At 51.2% G+C, this 19150-nt stretch carries 20 protein-coding genes and 1 pseudogene; 10 read left to right on the forward strand and 11 right to left on the reverse strand.

Annotated features, from left to right (window positions below):
• Positions 1-19: 19 nt before the first annotated feature.
• From ACFQO0_RS10335 to ACFQO0_RS10345, 3 genes are all read right to left on the reverse strand, one after another.
• A complete protein-coding gene (locus ACFQO0_RS10335) occupies positions 20-643 on the reverse strand; it encodes a nitroreductase family protein (protein ID WP_382234310.1) in 624 nt (207 codons plus the stop codon).
• A gap of 212 nt (positions 644-855) precedes the next feature.
• Positions 856-1371, reverse strand: a complete 516-nt coding sequence (locus ACFQO0_RS10340; RefSeq protein ID WP_382234312.1) for a universal stress protein — start codon at positions 1369-1371, stop codon at positions 856-858.
• Positions 1372-1470: 99 nt separating this feature from the next.
• On the reverse strand, positions 1471-2298 hold the full coding sequence (locus ACFQO0_RS10345) for a L,D-transpeptidase family protein (RefSeq protein WP_382234314.1): 828 nt from the start codon (positions 2296-2298) through the stop codon (positions 1471-1473).
• 260 nt (positions 2299-2558) lie between these two features.
• Between ACFQO0_RS10345 and ACFQO0_RS10350 the strand changes: the two genes are divergently transcribed.
• The 5 genes from ACFQO0_RS10350 (at position 2559) to ACFQO0_RS10370 (ending at position 6989) form a co-directional block, all read left to right on the forward strand.
• Complete coding sequence (locus ACFQO0_RS10350; RefSeq protein WP_382234316.1) at positions 2559-3266, forward strand: phosphoribosyltransferase; 708 nt, start codon at positions 2559-2561, stop codon at positions 3264-3266.
• Between the two features lie 26 nt (positions 3267-3292).
• Positions 3293-3964 (forward strand): dienelactone hydrolase family protein, encoded by a 672-nt coding sequence (locus ACFQO0_RS10355; RefSeq protein ID WP_382234318.1) that lies wholly within the window; start codon positions 3293-3295, stop codon positions 3962-3964.
• Positions 3965-3991: 27 nt separating this feature from the next.
• On the forward strand, positions 3992-5311 hold the full coding sequence (locus ACFQO0_RS10360; RefSeq protein WP_382234320.1) for an erythromycin esterase family protein: 1320 nt from the start codon (positions 3992-3994) through the stop codon (positions 5309-5311).
• A 217-nt stretch (positions 5312-5528) separates the two neighbouring features.
• Positions 5529-5972, forward strand: coding sequence for an Hsp20 family protein (locus tag ACFQO0_RS10365; protein ID WP_382234322.1), 444 nt, complete (start codon positions 5529-5531; stop codon positions 5970-5972).
• Positions 5973-6620: 648 nt separating this feature from the next.
• Entirely contained in the window at positions 6621-6989 is a 369-nt protein-coding gene (locus ACFQO0_RS10370; RefSeq protein ID WP_382234324.1) for a c-type cytochrome, read from the forward strand.
• Positions 6990-7134: 145 nt separating this feature from the next.
• Here ACFQO0_RS10370 and ACFQO0_RS10375 read toward each other — a convergent pair.
• The 3 genes and pseudogenes from ACFQO0_RS10375 to ACFQO0_RS10385 all read right to left on the reverse strand — a co-directional run.
• Positions 7135-7215: pseudogene (locus ACFQO0_RS10375) on the reverse strand (NADPH-dependent FMN reductase); the annotation flags it as partial.
• A gap of 37 nt (positions 7216-7252) precedes the next feature.
• Positions 7253-8257, reverse strand: a complete 1005-nt coding sequence (locus ACFQO0_RS10380) for a sulfate ABC transporter substrate-binding protein (RefSeq protein WP_382234326.1) — start codon at positions 8255-8257, stop codon at positions 7253-7255.
• A 350-nt stretch (positions 8258-8607) separates the two neighbouring features.
• Positions 8608-9009: a diacylglycerol kinase gene (locus ACFQO0_RS10385; protein ID WP_382234328.1), complete on the reverse strand. Its 402-nt coding sequence runs from the start codon at positions 9007-9009 to the stop codon at positions 8608-8610.
• A gap of 262 nt (positions 9010-9271) precedes the next feature.
• Between ACFQO0_RS10385 and ACFQO0_RS10390 the strand changes: the two genes are divergently transcribed.
• Positions 9272-10072 (forward strand): IclR family transcriptional regulator, encoded by an 801-nt coding sequence (locus ACFQO0_RS10390; RefSeq protein ID WP_382234330.1) that lies wholly within the window; start codon positions 9272-9274, stop codon positions 10070-10072.
• A gap of 109 nt (positions 10073-10181) precedes the next feature.
• Here ACFQO0_RS10390 and pbpG read toward each other — a convergent pair whose 3' ends face one another.
• Together pbpG and ACFQO0_RS10400 are read right to left on the reverse strand one after the other, a co-directional pair.
• Positions 10182-11369 (reverse strand): D-alanyl-D-alanine endopeptidase, encoded by a 1188-nt coding sequence (gene pbpG / locus ACFQO0_RS10395; RefSeq protein WP_382234332.1) that lies wholly within the window; start codon positions 11367-11369, stop codon positions 10182-10184.
• A gap of 215 nt (positions 11370-11584) precedes the next feature.
• On the reverse strand, positions 11585-12475 hold the full coding sequence (locus ACFQO0_RS10400) for a DMT family transporter (protein WP_382234334.1): 891 nt from the start codon (positions 12473-12475) through the stop codon (positions 11585-11587).
• Between the two features lie 371 nt (positions 12476-12846).
• Here ACFQO0_RS10400 and phaP point away from each other — a divergent pair, with 371 nt between their 5' ends.
• Positions 12847-13416 (forward strand): TIGR01841 family phasin, encoded by a 570-nt coding sequence (gene phaP / locus ACFQO0_RS10405; RefSeq protein ID WP_382234336.1) that lies wholly within the window; start codon positions 12847-12849, stop codon positions 13414-13416.
• Positions 13417-13550: 134 nt separating this feature from the next.
• Here the strand turns inward: phaP and ACFQO0_RS10410 are convergent, their stop codons facing one another.
• Positions 13551-15191: an ABC transporter permease gene (locus ACFQO0_RS10410; protein WP_382234338.1), complete on the reverse strand. Its 1641-nt coding sequence runs from the start codon at positions 15189-15191 to the stop codon at positions 13551-13553.
• A gap of 157 nt (positions 15192-15348) precedes the next feature.
• Here ACFQO0_RS10410 and ACFQO0_RS10415 point away from each other — a divergent pair, with 157 nt between their 5' ends.
• The gene (locus ACFQO0_RS10415; RefSeq protein ID WP_382234340.1) at positions 15349-16440 is read left to right on the forward strand and encodes an ABC transporter ATP-binding protein; all 1092 of its coding nucleotides are present in this window, start codon (positions 15349-15351) and stop codon (positions 16438-16440) included.
• An 18-nt stretch (positions 16441-16458) separates the two neighbouring features.
• Here ACFQO0_RS10415 and ACFQO0_RS10420 read toward each other — a convergent pair whose 3' ends face one another.
• Positions 16459-17259 carry a competence/damage-inducible protein A gene (locus ACFQO0_RS10420; RefSeq protein WP_382234342.1) on the reverse strand — a complete coding sequence of 267 codons (801 nt, stop codon included), beginning with the start codon at positions 17257-17259 and terminating at the stop codon, positions 16459-16461.
• 63 nt (positions 17260-17322) lie between these two features.
• The gene (locus ACFQO0_RS10425; RefSeq protein WP_382234344.1) at positions 17323-18204 is read right to left on the reverse strand and encodes an EI24 domain-containing protein; all 882 of its coding nucleotides are present in this window, start codon (positions 18202-18204) and stop codon (positions 17323-17325) included.
• Positions 18205-18399: 195 nt separating this feature from the next.
• Between ACFQO0_RS10425 and ACFQO0_RS10430 the strand changes: the two genes are divergently transcribed.
• Together ACFQO0_RS10430 and ACFQO0_RS10435 are read left to right on the forward strand one after the other, a co-directional pair.
• Positions 18400-18756: an FKBP-type peptidyl-prolyl cis-trans isomerase gene (locus ACFQO0_RS10430; RefSeq protein ID WP_382234346.1), complete on the forward strand. Its 357-nt coding sequence runs from the start codon at positions 18400-18402 to the stop codon at positions 18754-18756.
• A gap of 126 nt (positions 18757-18882) precedes the next feature.
• On the forward strand, positions 18883-19137 hold the full coding sequence (locus tag ACFQO0_RS10435; protein WP_382234348.1) for an acyl-CoA-binding protein: 255 nt from the start codon (positions 18883-18885) through the stop codon (positions 19135-19137).
• Positions 19138-19150 lie beyond the last annotated feature (13 nt).

The raw sequence follows: 19150 nt of genomic DNA on the forward strand, positions 1-19150 counted from the left end.
AATCAGCCTGAGCCAGCCGTCAATCCGCCGCATAGCCGACGGATTGCGCTGCGATGATTTTTTGATTCGGCCGCAAATGCATCGCTTTGGCCAATTCTGGACGATCGAGCAAGCCGCGCACGACGGTCGCCAACCCTGCTGCCGCACAATACAGATAAACATTTTGACTGATGAAGCCAGTATCGAGCGCGGCATAGAATTCCTGCTCATCCATCACGCCTTCTTCCATTTTGGCGAGGTCGGCCACATAGATCAGATTGAGCGGCGCGTGCTGCACGAAATCCTGCGTCCCGGTTTTCGCGCGCAAGTCTTTTTCCTGCAGCAAGTGCAGGGTAAAAGTGTGCGGATCAAATAGGTACAAGCCTTGCTCCATCGCGACATAGACATCAATCTCTTGCCAGTTTCTCGCCGATGGATTGGTACGGTGTGCTTCCGCCGGCCGATTGATGCCACAAGCAGACCATAGCAAATGCGACAGCGTTTCTAGGCTGAGATGACGATCGCTAAAGTTGCGCATACTCTTGCGCTTCAGCAGTAATTGCAGCAGCGGCACCGCGAGATCCCCGACATCTGTATCGATAGACAGGAGCGGAGTGGTAAGCGTCATCGTGTTTACGGCAGCAATTGGAAGTTGATTAGTCATGATTTTTTATTCCATTGAGTTCATTCGAACAACTATGAAGAAATACGAACCATGCCTGTCTTCTATCAAGTCCATGATCCGCCAACATCTGCTTAGTGTAACGATCGCTTCTGCAAGCTTGTTGATACAAATCAAGGCCTGATGGATAGCAAAAAATGCATGGCATCCAACGCTGCTTTCCGCGCTGCAAGTGACACCACCCTAGCCACTTTCTACACGGCATCTTGCATCTCATCGGAGACGATGGTGCGCATACCGCTCGGAGGCGCCGCACTTTTCATATTGGCCGGTTTGATCAGCAGCACAGGCAACGGCGACATGCGCGCTACACGCTCGGCATCACTGCCCATCAGTATGCGATCTATTCCGCGCCGGCCATGTGTGCCTAGCACGATCAAGTCGGCTCCCCAGCGCACAGCGTGGTCGACAATAATGTCGGACACATGGGCACCAGTGCTTTCACACAATTCGGTATCCACCGGCACGCCTTTGGCTGCCAGCTCGCTGCACGTACGCCGCAGGAGTTGTCTCGCTGCCGCCAACACGTGTGGACGCGTTTGACTGATGTAAGAATGCGGCGTTTCATAGCCATAGACACGCTCACCCATATCGACAATATGCAATAGCCTGACGCGCGCAGAACAAAGCTTTGCCAGCGTACCCGCTTCAGCCACTGCACGCTCCGAAGTCGTGCTGCCATCAATCGGCACCAAAATATGCTGATACATAAAAGTGTTCTCCTTACATCAGTGCAATACCGGCGGTCATCGCGTGGATGTTTAGCAATAAAATTATTGATACGACTATTGATACGACCGCTGTTGCGACTATGGTTGTGATGCGTATGTCGCCCACAACGGACGCTGGATACGCAAGGTATCGACCACAATCAAATAACGTCCTGCATCATTTACAGGGTTACGGTTCGACGGCAATATCCACATCACACTGCCTGTACTTTGCATCGCCTCATAAGCAGCATCAAGCACGCCGTAGCGATCCAGCAAACGATTCAATGCAGCGGAAATACGGATGCAGCCCTTGGATTGAACACGGCCCAGACGCGGCTCCAGAATATCGGGATCGGTCGCATGCATTTGCAGCCGCATGATGCCCATCCCACCCTGCCCCCATCCACGTCGCGCCTGTTGCCATCCAAAGTCGAATACGCGCATGCCGAGGACACCGTAGCCGCGGATACCGAGCTTGTTTTTTGTTCCCTCTGCACGAAAATCAGGATTGGCAGGCGTATGTTCGAACACACCGGTTGGCGTTTCAAAATGATCGAACTGACCTACGCGGCCGGTGGATACTGGCGATGCACCAATCAGCATATAAGTCTGATCGTGCGAAATAAAGTAGACAAAGATAGCTTGCACATAGGGGTTCCGATCAACCAGCGCCACATACTGCGGCTCCGCCAAACTCACGTTTGCATCGGCCAGCATGGTCAGCGCAAGCCTGCCATAACGCTGCGCTTCATCCTCCGGCACTTCAAGATGTCGATCGACCTGCAGCAGGTAGGCTGCGCGCAGCGCTTCCGCAGTAACGCCTGCCTCAGCAGGTACGCTACGCAACAGTCCAGACAGCAAGAAACCGATGGCAACTATGTAAATAGCTGTGCGACGAAGTGTTTCGACATCCAGACTGCTCATCGTATCCCCACGTCCATGGTCGCTACCTCGGCCAGCCGCATATTCGCACTCTGAAAAAAATCGTCCATGTAAACGCCTGCTGCCCGACAGCCTGAGCACATGATCCAGACTTCTACCAACGTCTTAATTGATACATGTCAAATCGCAGTGAAGTTGGCGGGATATATTGCCCGGAACGCCTATATTGAAACGATCATTATTTTGAAGCGATCATTATTAAATCCCATACCTCATCCGTAAATTCATTGAAATCAGGAGTCATGGCAATGCAAACGACGATGCAAGCAAAGCGTTTTAAAAATCGGGAAGAAGCCGGGATGATGCTGGCGGAGCGACTTGCCGCCTACGGTGGACGTCGCGATGTCATTGTGCTGGCTTTGCCGCGCGGTGGTGTGCCGGTTGGATTTGCAATTGCGCGCGCACTGCACGCGCCGCTTGATGTTTTGCTGGTGCGCAAGCTGGGCGTCCCCGGTCATGAAGAATATGCAATGGGTTCGATTGCCGCAGGCGGCGTATGCATATTACGGGCGGATGTCATCAAACAACTAAACATTCCACAGTCGGCGATCGATGCCCTTATCGCCCGCAAGCAGGAAGAATTGGCCTATCGCGCAGAAATATATCGCAGCCATCGTCCGCCAGCAGATTTGAAAGATCGCATCGTGATCGTGGTCGATGACGGTCTGGCGACGGGTGCGACGATGGCAGCGGCACTACAGATAGTGCATAAGTCAGCACCTGCCCGAATCATTGTCGCAGTACCGGTAGCAGCGCACGATTCGGTACAGCAAATTCAGCAACAGGTGGATGACCTAGTCTGCCTTTCGATACCGGATTTTTTTCATGCTGTCGGTTTGTGGTACGAAGATTTCACACAAACTAGTGACGACGAAGTCATACAACTGCTCAACGAAGCTTCACGATTGCAGGCACTGAATATGCCTGCTCCGCAGATCGATGCTGTTTGAACACTAGCTTGTGGGAGGGAGACGCGATGCTGTCACTAAAACAAGAATTGATCGATGTAGAAACCGATGGCGTTTCGCTGGAGGGTATGCTGACCATACCGCGGGATGCAGCCGGCATGATCCTGTTTGCCCATGGCAGCGGCAGCAGTCGACTAAGTCCGCGCAATAAATATGTCGCTGATTACTTGCAGAAATTTCAAATGGGAACGCTGCTGATAGACCTGCTGACACCGCACGAAGACAGCAACCTTTCCACGCGTTTTGACATCAGCCTGTTGAGCCGGCGCCTGAATTCAGCCTGCGACTGGCTGCAAATAAGTGAGGCAACTGCTCATTTACCGATCGGACTTTTTGGTGCCAGCACCGGCGCCGCCGGCGCCTTGCAGGTTGCCGCCATGCGCGGGCAAGGCATTGTTGCTGTTGTTTCGCGCGGTGGTCGTCCAGATCTGGCTGGGCGTAGTGCGCTACGCATGGTGAATACGCCGACGCTACTAATAATCGGCGGCCATGACGACATCGTGCTTGAACTGAATCGCCAGGCTTATGCACTCTTGCGTTGCGAAAAGCGGCTGGAGATTGTACGCGGAGCAACTCACCTATTTGAAGAACCCGGCGCACTGGAACAGGTTGCCGCACTCGCTGCAGACTGGTTCGTGCAGCACCTGATTGGCCCGGAAGCAGTTGCAGTCAAACCGTAGTGCATATCCTTCGTACGGAAAGGCAGCATGATGACAAGCACAGAATCAATCATCTCTTGTGCGCGGATTTTAACCGGTGCCAAAACAGACTACGACGACTTGCTGGAACGCGTAGGTGACGCACGCTTTGTATTGCTGGGCGAAGCCAGCCATGGCACGCACGAATTTTATCGCGAACGCGCGATCATTACTCAACGGCTGATCAAGGAAAAGAATTTTCATGCTGTCGCAGTCGAGGCAGATTGGCCGGATGCGTATCGCGTCAATCGCTACGTCTGCAAGCGCAGCGAAGATGGCGATAGCGAGCAGGCGCTGGGCGGCTTCAAGCGGTTTCCGACATGGATGTGGCGCAATGACGATGTAGTGCATTTTGTGGATTGGTTACGCAGCTACAATGAAGCCCGGCATACAGTCGGCTTCTATGGCATCGACCTCTACAGCTTGTTTACGTCGATCGATGAAGTGCTCAAATATCTGGGCAAGGTCGATCCTGACGCAGCCGCGCGCGCCCGCCACCGCTACGCCTGCTTTGATCACTTCCGGCATGACAGCCAAAGCTACGGCTATGCAATCGGCGTGCAGATGTCGCCGTCGTGTGAAAATGCGGTGGTCATGCAATTGACCGAGCTATGCCAGCAAGGCGACAAATATCTACAGCACGACGGCGCGGAAGCCACTGCCGCATTCTTCTATGCACAACAGAATGCACGCCTCGTGAAAAATGCCGAGCAATATTATCGAACCATGTTCAAGGGCCGTATCTCTTCGTGGAATCTGCGGGATCGTCACATGGCAGACACGCTGGAAGCACTGGCCACACATTTGACGAAAACGTTCTCCGAACCGGCGAAAATTATCGTGTGGGCACATAACTCCCATCTGGGCGATGCACGCGCCACCGAGGTCGGCCAATACGGCGAATGGAATGTCGGTCAGCTGATGCGGCAGCTGTATGGCAATCAGGTTGTGTCGATCGGTTTCATGACGCATCATGGCACGGTGACGGCTGCATCCGAATGGGATGCGCCGGCCGAACGCAAGCGCGTGCGCCCTGCGTTACCGGGCAGCTATGAATCCTTGCTACATCAAACCGGCATAGAGCGCATGCTACTGACGTTCGATGGCGATGCCGCAACGCGCGTATTGATGCAGCCCCATCTGGAACGGGCTATAGGTGTCATCTATCTGCCCGAGAGCGAGAGGGGTAGCCATTACTTCCATGCATGTCTGCCGCAGCAATTCGATGCCCTTCTCTATTTCGACCAGACACACGCGGTCAGGCCGTTAGAGCTGAGCAGCGATTGGGAAACCGGCGAAGCACCAGAAACTTATCCGGTCGGCATTTGAATCGCTCAAACAAAATACGCATCCGAATTTTTATCACAATACCGATGAAGCAACGGTAATGATGAATTAAAAAAATTAATCAGCATGGCGAATTTCCATTAAAAAGTTTTAAGAGTTCCACCGCTTGAAATGGATTTCAACGCAACTATATTTTGTTCAACGGGCGCTCTCTCGAGGTTCGTTACAATTTTATCGCTTGTATTGAAAGGATATAGCCATGCGTACCTATGACTTTTCACCGCTCTATCGCTCTGCTATCGGCTTCGATCGTTTGGCGCAACTCTTTGACGATGCGCAACGCACTGACTCTAGCTATCCGCCCTACAACATCGAACTGGTGAGTGACGATAAATATCGGATCACGATGGCCGTCGCCGGCTTTGAGCGTTCGGAAATAGAAGTCATCACCGAAGGTGATGCACTGAAAATTTCCGGCCGCAAGGAACGTGATGAGGCGCCGCGCAACTTCTTGCATCACGGCATCGCTTCACGCGATTTCGAGCACAGCTTCCAGTTGGCCGAACATGTACACATCGTCGGCGCAAAGCTGGATAACGGACTATTGAATATAGAACTGGCGCGCGAAATTCCTGAGGCACTGAAACCTCGCAGGATATTGATTGATGATAGCAAAGAGAGTGTGCAGAAATTAGTAGCTTGAAGATGGCTACTCATTGGACGCGGGCAAATTGCCCGCGTCTTTTTTTGGATGAGACCTAGACGTTATATCGAAACAGAATTCGTGTCACATCCATGAAACGAGAAACTAGGGGGATTCTTGCGCAGCCTTGAAGGCTTATGCGTTGCGACTATTCTGACTGTAAATGATCATGATCCTGTTCTTCTATCGAATGTCGAATGCGCATATGCGTCGTACCGAGCAAGTTGGGCAAGATAGGTCTTCTGTTCACAGCTACTACATACAAAGTAGGCTCCCATAAGATCACTTAAACATGTCGCCATGGCTTTTGGAGTGACGCGCATACATTGCGCATTTTGACATTGGTATGACATGGCGATCTCCCGATCTGGAACAGACTTCCATTCTGTACCGGTGACATCGGGTGTCAGCTTTCACCATGGACTGTTACAAACTAGATGATTCAGTAACATGTAGTGATTACGCCGTATCAAAAACTGCGACCGTATGTTTAGCGGCACGAGGATTAAAAAATTGAATCGCGATGCACTGATCAAAGCGAAAAATTGATTCGAACAGCCTGGTCACATCGTCAAGAATCACATATGTATGCGGGCTATTGAACTATGATGGACGCTTGCAGCGTGCAATACGGATGGCATATACACAATGAAAAAACAGATATTAGTAGCGTTAGCACTGAGTAGTGGCATATCCATCGCCCATGCAGCAGGCGATGTCGTCGCGGGCAAGCTGGCCTTTGCAAAATGTGCGAATTGCCATCAGGTCGGCCCATCGGCACGCGGCGCATTCGGTCCGCAACTCAATGCAATTGTCGGCAGGCAAGCGGGGACCAGCAAGGATTTCAAGTATTCGCCGGCAATGATCAACTCGCGCATCGTATGGTCGGAAGCGAGCTTGCGTGCTTTTATCAAATCACCGGACGATGTCGTACCGGACAATAAAATGCGTTTTTATGGCATCAGCAATGAAAAGCAGCTTGCAGACTTGATTGCGTACTTGCGCCAGTTTGAATGAAGTCGAGCACGGCTCAATGTAAGAACGACGAATATGCAGACACCATATCGAGTAAATTTTTTCCAGACTTTGAGCCCTGCTACAAGCAGGCAGTGCGATGATAGACCGCACATTCGCCAGGTTGTAGAGCAAGGACCAAACAATGCAAGCTATCGCCAACATGATGCAGCAGGCGGGTAGAACGAGAAAGTGTAGATGGACTACCCGCGAGCAACAGGATATTCATTTCGATTTCAAAGATGAATTAGATTACTTCCGGCAGATTATTTCTTGCCTGGTTGATAGATTTGGTCAAACACGCCGCCATCAGAGAAATGCTTCTTCTGTGCTGCAGTCCAGCCACCAACATCAGCAATCGTGTACAGCTTCAGCTTTGGAAATTGTGCTGCATATTTCTTCGCCACTTTTTCATCGATAGGGCGATAGTAGTTTTGCGCTGCGAGTTCCTGACCTTCAGTCGAATACAGGTACTGCAGATAGGCTTCCGCTACTTTACGTGTGGCGCGACGATCAACGACTTTATCGACCACCGCGACTGGCGGCTCAGCCAGAATACTGGAGGAAGGCGCTACGATTTCAACCTTGTCCGGGCCAAGTTCTTTAATCGCCAGAATGGCTTCATTTTCCCAGGCCAGTAAGACGTCGCCGATGCCCCGCTCAACGAAAGTAGTGGTTGCTCCACGTGCGCCAGAATCGAGAACCGGTACGTTTTTGTACAGTTTGGAGATGAAATCAGTCGCCGTTGCTTCGGTACCGCCCGGTTGTTTTAATGCATACAACCATGCTGCCAGATGGTTCCAGCGGGCGCCGCCCGATGTTTTTGGATTTGGTGTGATGACGGCTACGCCTGGTTTAACCAGATCGTTCCAGTCCTTGATGCCTTTTGGATTGCCTTTGCGGACCAGGAACACGATGGTCGATGTGTAAGGCGAGCTATTGTGCGGCAAACGCTTTTGCCAATCCTTGTTCAGCAAACCACGCTCTGCAATCGCGTCAATATCGTATGCGAGTGCCAGTGTGACGACGTCTGCTTCCAGCCCATCGATGACTGCGCGGCCTTGCTTGCCGGAACCGCCGTGCGATGTCTTGGCTTTGACATCGTCACCAGTTTTTGCTTTCCACTCTTTGGCGAAAGCCTTGTTGAAATCCTGATACAGTTCACGGGTTGGATCGTAAGAGACATTCAACAACGTGACTTCGGCTGCGTGAACAGCGGGTGCAATCAATGCAAGTGCGAAGGCAGTGCCTATCAATTTTTTAAGCAACATTTCATTTCCCCTTGGGCATTTCGTTTCTGAGGAGTGAAGATTAAATTGCAGCAAAAAAAAACGACACGAATTGTTTCATCGTTCCTTATACGTTTTACGCATAAGGATTTTTTTATCATGCTTTAATGAATGCGATCCTTCATGAGGAAAGTGTGGAACGTATGCGTGAATATAAGCTAATGCCTAGAGCATAGAAGCGCGCCAGAATGCATTCTTGTAGAAAAAAAATGCTTCGATGCGCAGAAAAATAAAAAAGCCGCTGCAAGCAAAACTGCTTGTAGCGGCCGGTATAAAGATTTGTTATTAGCTTATGCCTGCGTCGATAAATCCTTCCGTCATCGCATCGACATCTATGTCCCCGCAAACAAGGGCCATAAAATAACCAGCCAGGTGGCTGCAGCCAGCATCAATGTCAGTAATACGGCAGCACTACCAAAATCCTTGGCATTTTTCGACAAGGGATTGCGCTCCAGCGATACGCGATCCACAACGGCTTCAATTGCAGAGTTGATCAGTTCAACGATCAACACCAACACAAAAACAGCGATCAGCAACAATTTCTGCCAAGCTGGTACCGGTAGCAATAAAGCCGCGATGGTGGCAATTACAACGACAAATAATTCCTGCCGGAATGCATGCTCGCTGCGCCAAGCCGATTTAAAACCGGCCATTGAATAACCGAAGGCCGAAAAAATTCGTTTCAAGCCGCTTTTGCTTTTGAATTCACTGATTGCCTGTTCTTGATTGTTCATGCCATTTTCAATCTGATTGCTACGGTGGATACGGATTGTGAGGCTGCGCCAGATGCAGGAATTATCAGCCCGAGTTGTAAGCGGTGCAAGTTGTACGCTCAGCTTTCATGATGGCATCACGACTGTGAATATCGCGTTAAACACCCACTTGGCACACTGGCTGTCTTCTCTAAGCACTAAAGAAGGAGGGTTCCACTATCGAACTTCTATTCATCTTTCACAATGTGATATAAAGTCAGGACAATGATGGACACCGGAAAACATGAAAACAACTCCACATGCAGAGTCGGATAAAACATCAATACAAGTCATAGAACGCATGACTTCGTTGCTGGATGCGCTCGCCACCTACCCTGACCCAGTCAGCCTGAAAGAACTCTCCCGCGTCACAAGTTTGCACCCGTCGACAGCTCACCGCATTCTGAATGACCTCGTCATCAAGCGTTTTGTTGACCGCTCGGAACCAGGCACTTATCGTCTCGGCATGCGCTTGCTGGAGTTGGGAAATGTCGTCAAGAGCCGCCTCAGTGTGCGAGAAGCTGCATTGGATTTGATGCGCAATCTGCATAGAAAAACCAATCAAACCGTCAATTTATCGGTACGACAAAACGACGAGATCATTTACATCGACAGGGCTTTCTCAGAACGCTCAGGCATGCAAGTGGTGCGCGCGGTTGGCGGACGGGCACCCTTGCATCTGACCTCAACCGGCAAGCTGTTTCTGTCGGTCGATGAAGCACGGACTGTACATGCTTATGCGGTCAGAACCGGATTGGCAGGTCACAACAAAAATTCCATTACCGATCTGGCGAAACTGGAAGGCGAGTTAAAGCTGGTGCGCGCCAATGGCTACGCGCGCGACAATGAAGAGTTGGAACTGGGCGTGCGATGCATGGCCGCTGGTATACATGACGACACAGGCAAGCTGATTGCCGGCTTGTCTATCTCGGCACCAGCCGACCGGCTACAGGAAGAATGGCTGGAAGATCTGATGATGACTGCCAGACAGATTTCTGCTGCACTCGGCTACAGCGAAATTGCCGCCGGAGTGAATACCAAATAATGGTGCGCGCTATCTGCAATCAACTACGCGCTAGCGCATAAATTCAATCGCTTGCAGCAAGACGTAAAAAAGGCGAACCGCAGTTCGCCTTTTTTATATTCGGTATCGCTTAACTCTCAACTCTGCGCTGCTTGCGCGCGACGTTTTGAGGCTCCATTGTTTCCAGCCATTTACGTATGCGGGTTGCATCTGCCAGACGCGAAAATTTGCCTTTGGAATCAAGGAAGATCATCACGATAGGACGGCCATTGATATTTGTTTGCATCACTAGGCAGCGACCTGCCTCCGAGATGTAGCCGGTTTTTTGAATACCGATTTCCCAATCAGGATTGGCTACCAGTCGATTCGAATTAGCGTATTGCAACGCACGACCACCGGGCTCGACCACATATTTGGTATCGGTCGAATACTGGCAAAGAATTGGATGGTGATAAGCCGCCATGACCAGCTTCGCGAGATCGCGCGCACTCGCCACGTTATTGCTCGACAAACCGGTCGAATCAACATAATGCGTGCCCGTCATGCCCAGCGATTTTGCCTTGGCATTCATGGCCGCAACGAAGGCACGGATGCCGCCCGGATAATGACGACCGAGTGCGGAAGCGGCACGATTTTCGGAACTCATTAATGCTATGTGCAGCATGTTGGCACGCGACAATTGCGAACCCACGCGTAACCGTGAAGAACTATTCTTTTCGCGATCGATATCCTCGTCGGTCACTTCCAGGATTTCATTCATGTCTTGCTGCGCTTCAACCACGACCAAGCCTGTCATCAGCTTGGTAATTGATGCAATCGGCAACGTTACATTCGCATTTTTTTCAAACAATACTTCGGAGCTGGATTGGTCCATGACCAGCGCCACATTCGATGCCAGTGCCAATGAGTCGCGCGTCATGCTCAACCCGGCAATATCGCCAGCGGTCATGACAGGAGGAACGATAGGGACAACTTGTTTCGCTACGCGTTGGTAAATGACCTTTTTTTTGCCACGTACAACGACCGTTTTCTTTACCAGTTTTTCATCAGAGTTGAGCGAAGTGTTTTGCTGCTGTTTGGATGCGCCACGTTTGGCGGATTTGGAAGAGGTTTTGCTTGCTTGCGCAGATGACTTGCGCGCAGTGACGGTCTTTTTCGATGCTGTTTTAGTCGTCTTGTTCGCCGCCGTCTTCTTGACCGCAGTTTTCTTTACGACTGTTTTCTTGGCTCCGCTCGTGTTCGGCTCTTTCGCTTGCGCAATGGGGGCGTGAACAATAACAAGCAGCGAAAAAAATACCCCTAGCGCGGACTTAAGCATCTGCGACCTCCCAATTAGCACAGAAAAAGATAACTTGCAGTTTAGCAAATCTCTCGAAATGTGCAAGGGAATTAGATAGTTAGCGACATTCATTAATCTATTTTCTAACTAATAATGATTTTTTACTCACAAAATTGGTGCAATTTTCTTACTGCACGAAATAATAAAATAACAATATTATTGAATAATATAATGTTTTTAGGAAACTTTTCTCGCTACTTTTTGACGACAAAAACGACTCCAATCACAGCAAGCAACATGCCAGCAATTCCTATCAAACTAAAGACTTCACCGAAAACGAGCCACGCCATGATGGCGGTGGTCGGTGGCGTCAAATACAGCAGGCTAGTGACTTGCGTCGCTGCGCTTTTGCGTATCAGCGTGAACAGTAAGAAGATCGAACCTATGGACAAGGCAATAATTGCCCACAGCAAAGCACCGACAAAATTCGGCGTCCAATTTACAGTCTGCAAGGCCGGTGAAAAATCCTCCAGCCAAATTGCCAGCGGCAGCACGACCACGCTCGATGCAGCAAACTGGATAATCGTTCCGGTCCGCAAATCGAAATGCGAACAAAAACGTTTTTGATACATCGTCCCTATCGTAATGGACAGCAAAGCCATCACGCACAAGGCAATGCTCTGCCAAGTCAAACCGATCAAGGTGATTTTGTTCGCCACTACCAGCGCAACGCCGCATATGCCGAAGATCAATCCTATCCATTGTCGACCGCGCACTTGCTCGCCGATCAAGGGAGCCGCAAATGCGGTCAGTACCGGTTGCATGCCAACGATCAAGGCCGACAACCCAGCCGGCATGCCCAGCTTAATGGCACACCACACACCGGCCAAATAACCAGCTTGCACAAGAACCCCTGCCACAGCGATATGTCGGATAGTGCCAACCGGCCACGGCGCGCGCATTAGCAATACGATTGGGAATAAAAATAACAACACGCCGAGAAACCGCAAAAGTAAAAAGGTTAATGGCGGCGCATACGGCAAGCCGAATTTCGCAACGATGAAGCCAGTACTCCAGATCAGCACGAAGACAAATGGCATGAGCGCCAACCAGGGACTCGTGGCGATGTTTTTTGAAGGGATCATTGAATGGACATTTCTTGTTGGCTGACGGACCCGGGCATTGATATTTGAGCGCAGACACGCAGTGTGAATGTCAAATCAGGATTGTGCGTTGAATTATTTGCATGCGAGTAAGCGCCATTTTATGCCGGGCAGGATTTCGCTGCCGGGGCCTGAATATCGCCCAAGTACGCAACGGATTATTTGATAGCAATGAGGCTATTTCTAAACAATTTTTATTTGTAACTATATGAAATCAAAAGAAAAATTGCTTTGGTGCATTGCAACATATTTTTCTTGACACGGACGTAGATAAGCATAAAATGGTTCATGCTGCATCGCATCATTTACTGCCTTGCCTTCCTCACCATCTATCGTCAATTAAGGAGAAGCACATGTTTGCAATTCCAGAACAATTTTCCGCTGCCACCAAGAGTCAACTTGAAGCGCAACTCGCCATCATGAATTCTTTTGCCGGCACGGCATTCGAGAGCATGCAGAAGGTTGTCGACTTGAATCTGAATGTCGTCAAGTCCTCGTTGCAGGAATCCAGCGCTGCCGCGCACCAGTTGTTTACAGCGAAAGATCCTCAGGAATTCTTTTCCCTGAGCAGCGCACAAGCGCAACCGACTGCTGAAAAAGCCATTGCTTACAGCCGCCATCTGGCCAGCATAGCGACCAGCACACAGGCTGAATTTGCCAAGACAGCTGAAACGCAAATCGCAGAAACCAATCGCAAGGTAATGTCGCTGATTGAAGAGCTCAGCAAGAATGCACCGGCAGGTTCGGAAAATGCCGTTGCGATTCTCAAATCAGCAATCGGAAATGCCAACGCAAGCTACGACCAGCTTTCCAAAACTGCCAAGCAGGCAGTTGAAACACTGGAAGGCAATTTGACTGCCGCCGCGAGCCAGTTTGTCAACGCAGCAGAAAAAACTACCAGCCGTAGCCGCAAACCTGCCTAAGCCAAGATGCACGTCTTCATGTAAAGCATGCGCGCAAAATCGCTTGAAGAAAAACGAAATGCCCCGATAAAACGGGGCATTTTTACTATCGACTCCATTTAGGCACTTGTCGTGTGCAGCGGAATCTTTGCGATTCAATCTTTGGTTTTTGCTATGGCGCGCGCCAACATCACGACCGGCACGATCGCCACCAGAACGATCGTCAAGGCTGGCAACGCGGCATCACCCAACCGTTCGTCGGATGCCAGCTGATGGGTAATCACCGCCAGCGTATCGAAATTAAATGGGCGTATCGTCAAGGTCGCAGGCAACTCCTTCACCACATCGACAAACACGAGCAAACCAGCCGTCAGCACGCTGCGCCACAGCAAAGGCATGTGGATACGCATCAGCATAGAGCCTATTCCATGCCCCAGGCTGCGTGCGCTGGCATCCATTGCCGGCGTAATTTTAAGCAGTCCGGTCTGCACACTCTGGAAGGACACGGCAAGAAAGCGCACGAGATAAGCATAAACGAGGGCGATCACACTGCCGCTTAGTATCAATGCGATTCCGTGATCGCTATTCCACGCATCGATATACGCCAGCGGAATCAAAATACCCACAGCAATCACCGCGCCCGGGATCGCATAACCCATGCTGACGATACGGTTGCACCATGCCTGCATCTTGCTGTTTGAAACGCGCGCCGCATACGCCATCAATACGCATATCGTGACAGCGATGCACGCTGTCACGCCACCCAGAACTATCGTGTTTTGCAGCCAGTCAAAATAACGTACACCGAATGAAATCGCATCGGCATTCCAAAGCAAGCGCAACAATATGAGCAAAGGTGCGAAGAATCCACACAGTATCGGCAAAGCGCAAAACAATGCAGCACCCCAAGCACGCCGACCATTAAGTTGCGTCGCCAATTGCGCCGCGCTGCGTCCACCGACAGCGTAATAGCGCGCCCTGCCCCGATTTTTTTGTTCCAGCAGCATCAGGCCCATGACCGCAATGAGCAGCACAGCGGCGATTTGCGCAGCTGCGGTTCGATCGGAAAAAATGTACCAGGACTTATAGATACCCGTGGTTAGCGTCGGCACTCCGAAATAGGCAACCGCGCCGTAATCGGCCAGCGTCTCCATCAAAGCCAGCGCAATACCGGCCGCCGCTGCCGGACGCGCCAGTGGCAAGCTGACTTGGAAAAATGCCTGCCACGGACCGGCGCCGAGCGTGCGCGCCGCATCCAGCATGCGTGGGCTGCGTTCTATGAATGCATTGCGTGCCAGGAGATAAACGTAGGGATACAGCACAAAAGAAAAGAGCAAGCCGGCCCCGCCGACAGAACGTATCTGCGGAAACCAGTAACTCTGTCCTTGCCAACCAAACATCGCACGCAAAGCGCTCTGGATCGGACCTGTAAATTGCAAAAAATCCGTATAAGCATAAGCGACCACATAGGCTGGCATCGCCAATGGCAGGATCAATGCCCACTCAAAAAACCTGCGCCCCGGGAAATTGAATACGGCAACCAGCCATGCACAACCAAGGCCGATCACAGCGGTCAACACAGCGACAATGAGCGCAATGATCAGACTGTTGACAACGTACTCGGGCAGTACCGTTCCCCATAAATGGGAAAACGTGCTGACGCTATTGGTCAATTCGTGTGGCGAAAACAAATTCGATAGCACGCCGACTATAGGCACACCTACCAGCAAGGCAATTAACAGTGAGACGAGCAGCAACGGATGCGTTGCGCCATATTGATGGCGCGCGTCAAGCACAGCGCAGCCGCAAAGTCGACAATATAAAAGTAAAAGCGGACATGAAAAGAAGCATGCGTTTGTTCTCGATTCTTTCTCGGTTTGTTCTCAATAAGTTGGATGAGAATTATAATCAATCCCTCAATTCATCCATGCACTATTTCCGGACCCACCCGCCATGTCAGTTATTTCAGATTTGCCGGCACACCTAGCCGTTGACACTATTCGTGTCGGCTACCAGCTTGGGAGTGCCATGCATGAGATCGTGCATGACCTGTCGTTCACGCTGCAACGAGGGCAAATCGGCTGCCTGCTGGGCCAGTCCGGTTGCGGTAAAACCACGGTCTTGCGCGCGATTGCCGGTTTTGAACCACTGATCGATGGCAGCATCACCCTGGGCGGCAAGCAATTAAGCAGCGCGCAACACACGGCAGCGCCGGAAACACGTCATGTCGGTGTCGTGTTTCAGGACTACGCCTTGTTCCCGCATTTGTCAGTTGCGGATAATCTGGCATTCGGCTTGCGTAATCTGTCTTCACAGGAGCGCCAATCGCGGGTTGCCAAGCTGTTGAATCTGGTCGGCCTGGCCACGCAAGAAAAGAAATTCCCGCATGAATTGTCCGGCGGTCAGCAGCAACGCGTGGCGCTCGCACGCGCACTGGCACCGCAACCCGATTTATTACTTCTGGATGAACCATTTTCCAATCTGGACGTCGATCTGCGAGAACGACTCGCGACCGAAGTACGCGACATCCTGAAAGAAATCGGCACCACCGCAGTCCTGGTCACGCATGACCAGCATGAAGCGTTTGCGATCGCGGATCAGATAGGCGTGATGCAAAACGGCGCTATCGTGCAATGGGACAATGCCTACAACCTCTATCATCGCCCTGCCACACGTTTTGTTGCCGACTTTATCGGACTCGGTGTATTCGCAACCGGCATGATTGATACCGCACAGCAGACTGTGAATATCGAACTGGGCGCGCTACCGCTTTGTCATGGCATGGAAACATGCAATCCCAACGAACAAGGACAGGTTGATGTTCTGCTGCGTGCCGATGATGTGGTGCATGATGACACCAGCCCGTTGCAGGCAGAAGTCGTACGCAAGGCATTCCGCGGCGCAGAATTTTTATATACATTGAAGTTAGCGAGCGGTCAGCAAGTGCTTGCGCTGGTGCCATCGCATCATGATCATGCGCTGGGTGAGCGCATAGGCATACGGCTTGAGGCCGATCACGTCGTGACCTTCCCGAAAATGAGCTAAGGCTCTGCCCTCCGCGTATCAGATCGGCTGAAGCTCTACATCCAGCAAATGCAATTCACTGATCAGTTTGTCGAAGGCAGCAGCGGCTTGCTGGGGTTCACCTTTCACGCCCAGTTCGATATGCCGGCGTGTCTGTGCATCGCCTACGCTAGGCAGACTGAACACTTTGACCTGCGGAAATTGAGTCTCTATTGCCTCCATCAAAGGCGTCAACGCTGATTCCATCGACTGGAACACTAGTACCGATTTTTCAAACCATGCTTGCTGGTGAAAGAGGTGCGCATAATGCGTGTCCAGTATCGATTCCATCATCGGCCACGCCATCACCGGAAAACCCGGCATGAAATAATGCGCACCACCCTGTCCGTGCTGAATCGCAAAGCCGGGAATTTTATTGTATGGGTTGGGAATGATATCTGCCCCTTGCGGGAATTCTCCCATCTTCAGGCGATGCAGATTTTCCGGTTTTTCAAAATCGAAAGGCACATTCGCTTCATGCGCCATTTCCTGCATGCGCTCCTGAATCTTTTGTTTGGCTTGCGGATGCAACACGATGGGCACGCCCAGCGCTGCTGCCGCACATTGCCGTGTGTGGTCGTCCGGCGTCGCGCCTATGCCGCCACAACTGAACACGATGTCATTGCTGGCGAAAGTACGCTGCAACGTAGCAGTAATACGCGCCCTGTCATCGCCGAGTATCTCCGCCCATTCCAGTGACAGGCCGCGTGCGCTCAGCAACTCAACAGCTTTTGAAAAATGCTTGTCTACGCGCTTCCCCGACAAAATTTCATCGCCAATAATAATGAGTCCGAATGCCATAGGTTTCCTTCTTGCGTCAGATAAGTGAATGCACTGAGGAATGCACTGAAATGAGTTACTGTTTTATTTTCTGTCTTCGATGACAGCATCTATCACAAGCATTTGTGTCAGCTTGGGCGCGGCATGTTCAGCCTGCGCTTGCACCTCCGCTTCTGTCGCACGATGGCGTTTCAATGCTTCCATGCAGTAGTGCTGGAACCATAATCCGCTAAAGATAAAGACCAGTACATATAACCAGATGGCACCAGCTGCCAGCAGCGGAAAGAAAATGACCGACAACGCTCCGCCCAACCAGAGCAAGGTCGGTGCGGCACCCATTGCGCCCGTCATCGCACCTATCAACAGCAACTGCCAGCGATGCTTGCGCAAAATAATTTTACGCTCGGCGGCATCTGCGTGATCAGCCAGGGCGTCATACGCCATCACGCGATAAGTCAGCCAGCCCCACAATACTGGCTGGATCACAAAGGTCAATGGCGGGATCAGAGACAACGGCAAGGTAATGATCCAGAGCGCCAGGAAGACCACAAATGACGATGTTGATGTCCACAGGCTACCGAGGAAAGTGCCGCCCTTGCGCGTTTCCAGTTCCTTGTATTGGCGGCTGCCCACATGCTTGGCGATGACAGGCATCGCCATCACGCCGACAAAAATCAGCGCCGTCAGTATCATTAAAGGCAGCAGTATCCACATGGCGATCAAAGGCACGACCACTGTCTTTAGCGCGCCCATGCCTACCCACATCAACACATCATTACTGAAACGAAAACCGTCGTTCTCGATGAAATAAGCTTGCAAACCATCAATCATTGGCTGCAGATATAGCCATAAAGCAAAACCCCACACCACGATCGACAATACAAAAGGCAACACGCTCAGCAGCAGCATCCTGAAGTGCAGTTGAGACCATACGGCTCGCCCGAAAGCAGTCATTACCGGTCGCATGAGAAAATATCCTTAGAAAATCAGGGGTACCACCAGCGGCTTGCCTCTGATACAAGTCTGCTTGCAGTGCGGTCATTTTACCGTGAGCGATTCTCCCACGTTTGCCGGCAGCCCGGATAAGCGCCTAGCCGGAAAAATCGCGCATCACCTGCTACAATCTGCCCACTTTCTGACCTCATTTTCAAAGGAACCAACATGGCTACCACCTCCACCGCATCCGGATTGCAATACGAAGACAAAGTTATCGGCGACGGCGCAGAAGCGACCGCAGGCAACCATGTAACCGTGCATTACACCGGCTGGCTGCGTAACGACGACGGCACCGCCGGCGCAAAATTCGACTCCAGCAAGGACCGCAATGATCCATTCCAGTTCCCGCTGGGTGCAGGTCATGTCATCAAGGGATGGGACGAAGGCGTGCAAGGCATGAAAATCGGTGGCACACGTACCCTGATTATTCCTGCCTCGTTGGGCTATGGCGCACGTGGCGCAGGCGGCGTAATTCCTCCAAACGCGACCCTGATTTTCGAAGTAGAACTGCTGGGCGTATAAATCAAGGCGCGTGATCAACCAGAAATGCAGAGAGCCGAACTTCTGTTTGAAGTCGCAGTCTGTAACTCTAGTCAACGCGCCTAATTGGCATCGCCATTTCAATCAGTACTTTTTTCAGGAGATTCCATGAGCCTGCAAGAGCAATTCGATCAAGCACAAGCCGATTCCAAGAACCTGGCTGAACGTCCGGACAATCTGACCCTGCTAAAAATGTATGCGTTATTCAAGCAGGCTGGCAGCGGCGACATCAGCGGCGAGCAACCTGCGATGACGGACTTCGTCGCGCGTGCCAAATGGGATGCCTGGAATAATTTGAAAGGGATCTCAAAAGACGATGCGATGCAACAGTACATCGATCTGGTCAATGATCTGAAAGCCTAAGCAACAGCTTTCA

The sequence above is a fragment of the Herminiimonas aquatilis genome, from assembly GCF_042665175.1.
GTDB lineage: Bacteria > Pseudomonadota > Gammaproteobacteria > Burkholderiales > Burkholderiaceae_D > Oxalicibacterium > Oxalicibacterium aquatilis.

Coding starts and splice junctions, on each gene's coding strand:
- ACFQO0_RS10340 (WP_382234312.1), bottom strand. CDS start 1,371: ATGTATCAGCATATTTTGGTGCCGATTGATGGCAGCACGACTTCGGAG.
- ACFQO0_RS10400 (WP_382234334.1), bottom strand. CDS start 12,475: ATGATCCCTTCAAAAAACATCGCCACGAGTCCCTGGTTGGCGCTCATG.
- pbpG (WP_382234332.1), bottom strand. CDS start 11,369: ATGCTTAAGTCCGCGCTAGGGGTATTTTTTTCGCTGCTTGTTATTGTT.
- ACFQO0_RS10430 (WP_382234346.1), top strand. CDS start 18,400: ATGGCTACCACCTCCACCGCATCCGGATTGCAATACGAAGACAAAGTT.
- ACFQO0_RS10390 (WP_382234330.1), top strand. CDS start 9,272: ATGAAAACAACTCCACATGCAGAGTCGGATAAAACATCAATACAAGTC.
- ACFQO0_RS10385 (WP_382234328.1), bottom strand. CDS start 9,009: ATGAACAATCAAGAACAGGCAATCAGTGAATTCAAAAGCAAAAGCGGC.
- ACFQO0_RS10415 (WP_382234340.1), top strand. CDS start 15,349: ATGTCAGTTATTTCAGATTTGCCGGCACACCTAGCCGTTGACACTATT.
- ACFQO0_RS10425 (WP_382234344.1), bottom strand. CDS start 18,204: ATGCGACCGGTAATGACTGCTTTCGGGCGAGCCGTATGGTCTCAACTG.
- ACFQO0_RS10355 (WP_382234318.1), top strand. CDS start 3,293: ATGCTGTCACTAAAACAAGAATTGATCGATGTAGAAACCGATGGCGTT.
- ACFQO0_RS10435 (WP_382234348.1), top strand. CDS start 18,883: ATGAGCCTGCAAGAGCAATTCGATCAAGCACAAGCCGATTCCAAGAAC.
- ACFQO0_RS10345 (WP_382234314.1), bottom strand. CDS start 2,298: ATGAGCAGTCTGGATGTCGAAACACTTCGTCGCACAGCTATTTACATA.
- ACFQO0_RS10360 (WP_382234320.1), top strand. CDS start 3,992: ATGATGACAAGCACAGAATCAATCATCTCTTGTGCGCGGATTTTAACC.
- ACFQO0_RS10335 (WP_382234310.1), bottom strand. CDS start 643: ATGACTAATCAACTTCCAATTGCTGCCGTAAACACGATGACGCTTACC.
- phaP (WP_382234336.1), top strand. CDS start 12,847: ATGTTTGCAATTCCAGAACAATTTTCCGCTGCCACCAAGAGTCAACTT.
- ACFQO0_RS10365 (WP_382234322.1), top strand. CDS start 5,529: ATGCGTACCTATGACTTTTCACCGCTCTATCGCTCTGCTATCGGCTTC.
- ACFQO0_RS10380 (WP_382234326.1), bottom strand. CDS start 8,257: ATGTTGCTTAAAAAATTGATAGGCACTGCCTTCGCACTTGCATTGATT.
- ACFQO0_RS10370 (WP_382234324.1), top strand. CDS start 6,621: ATGAAAAAACAGATATTAGTAGCGTTAGCACTGAGTAGTGGCATATCC.
- ACFQO0_RS10350 (WP_382234316.1), top strand. CDS start 2,559: ATGGCAATGCAAACGACGATGCAAGCAAAGCGTTTTAAAAATCGGGAA.
- ACFQO0_RS10420 (WP_382234342.1), bottom strand. CDS start 17,259: ATGGCATTCGGACTCATTATTATTGGCGATGAAATTTTGTCGGGGAAG.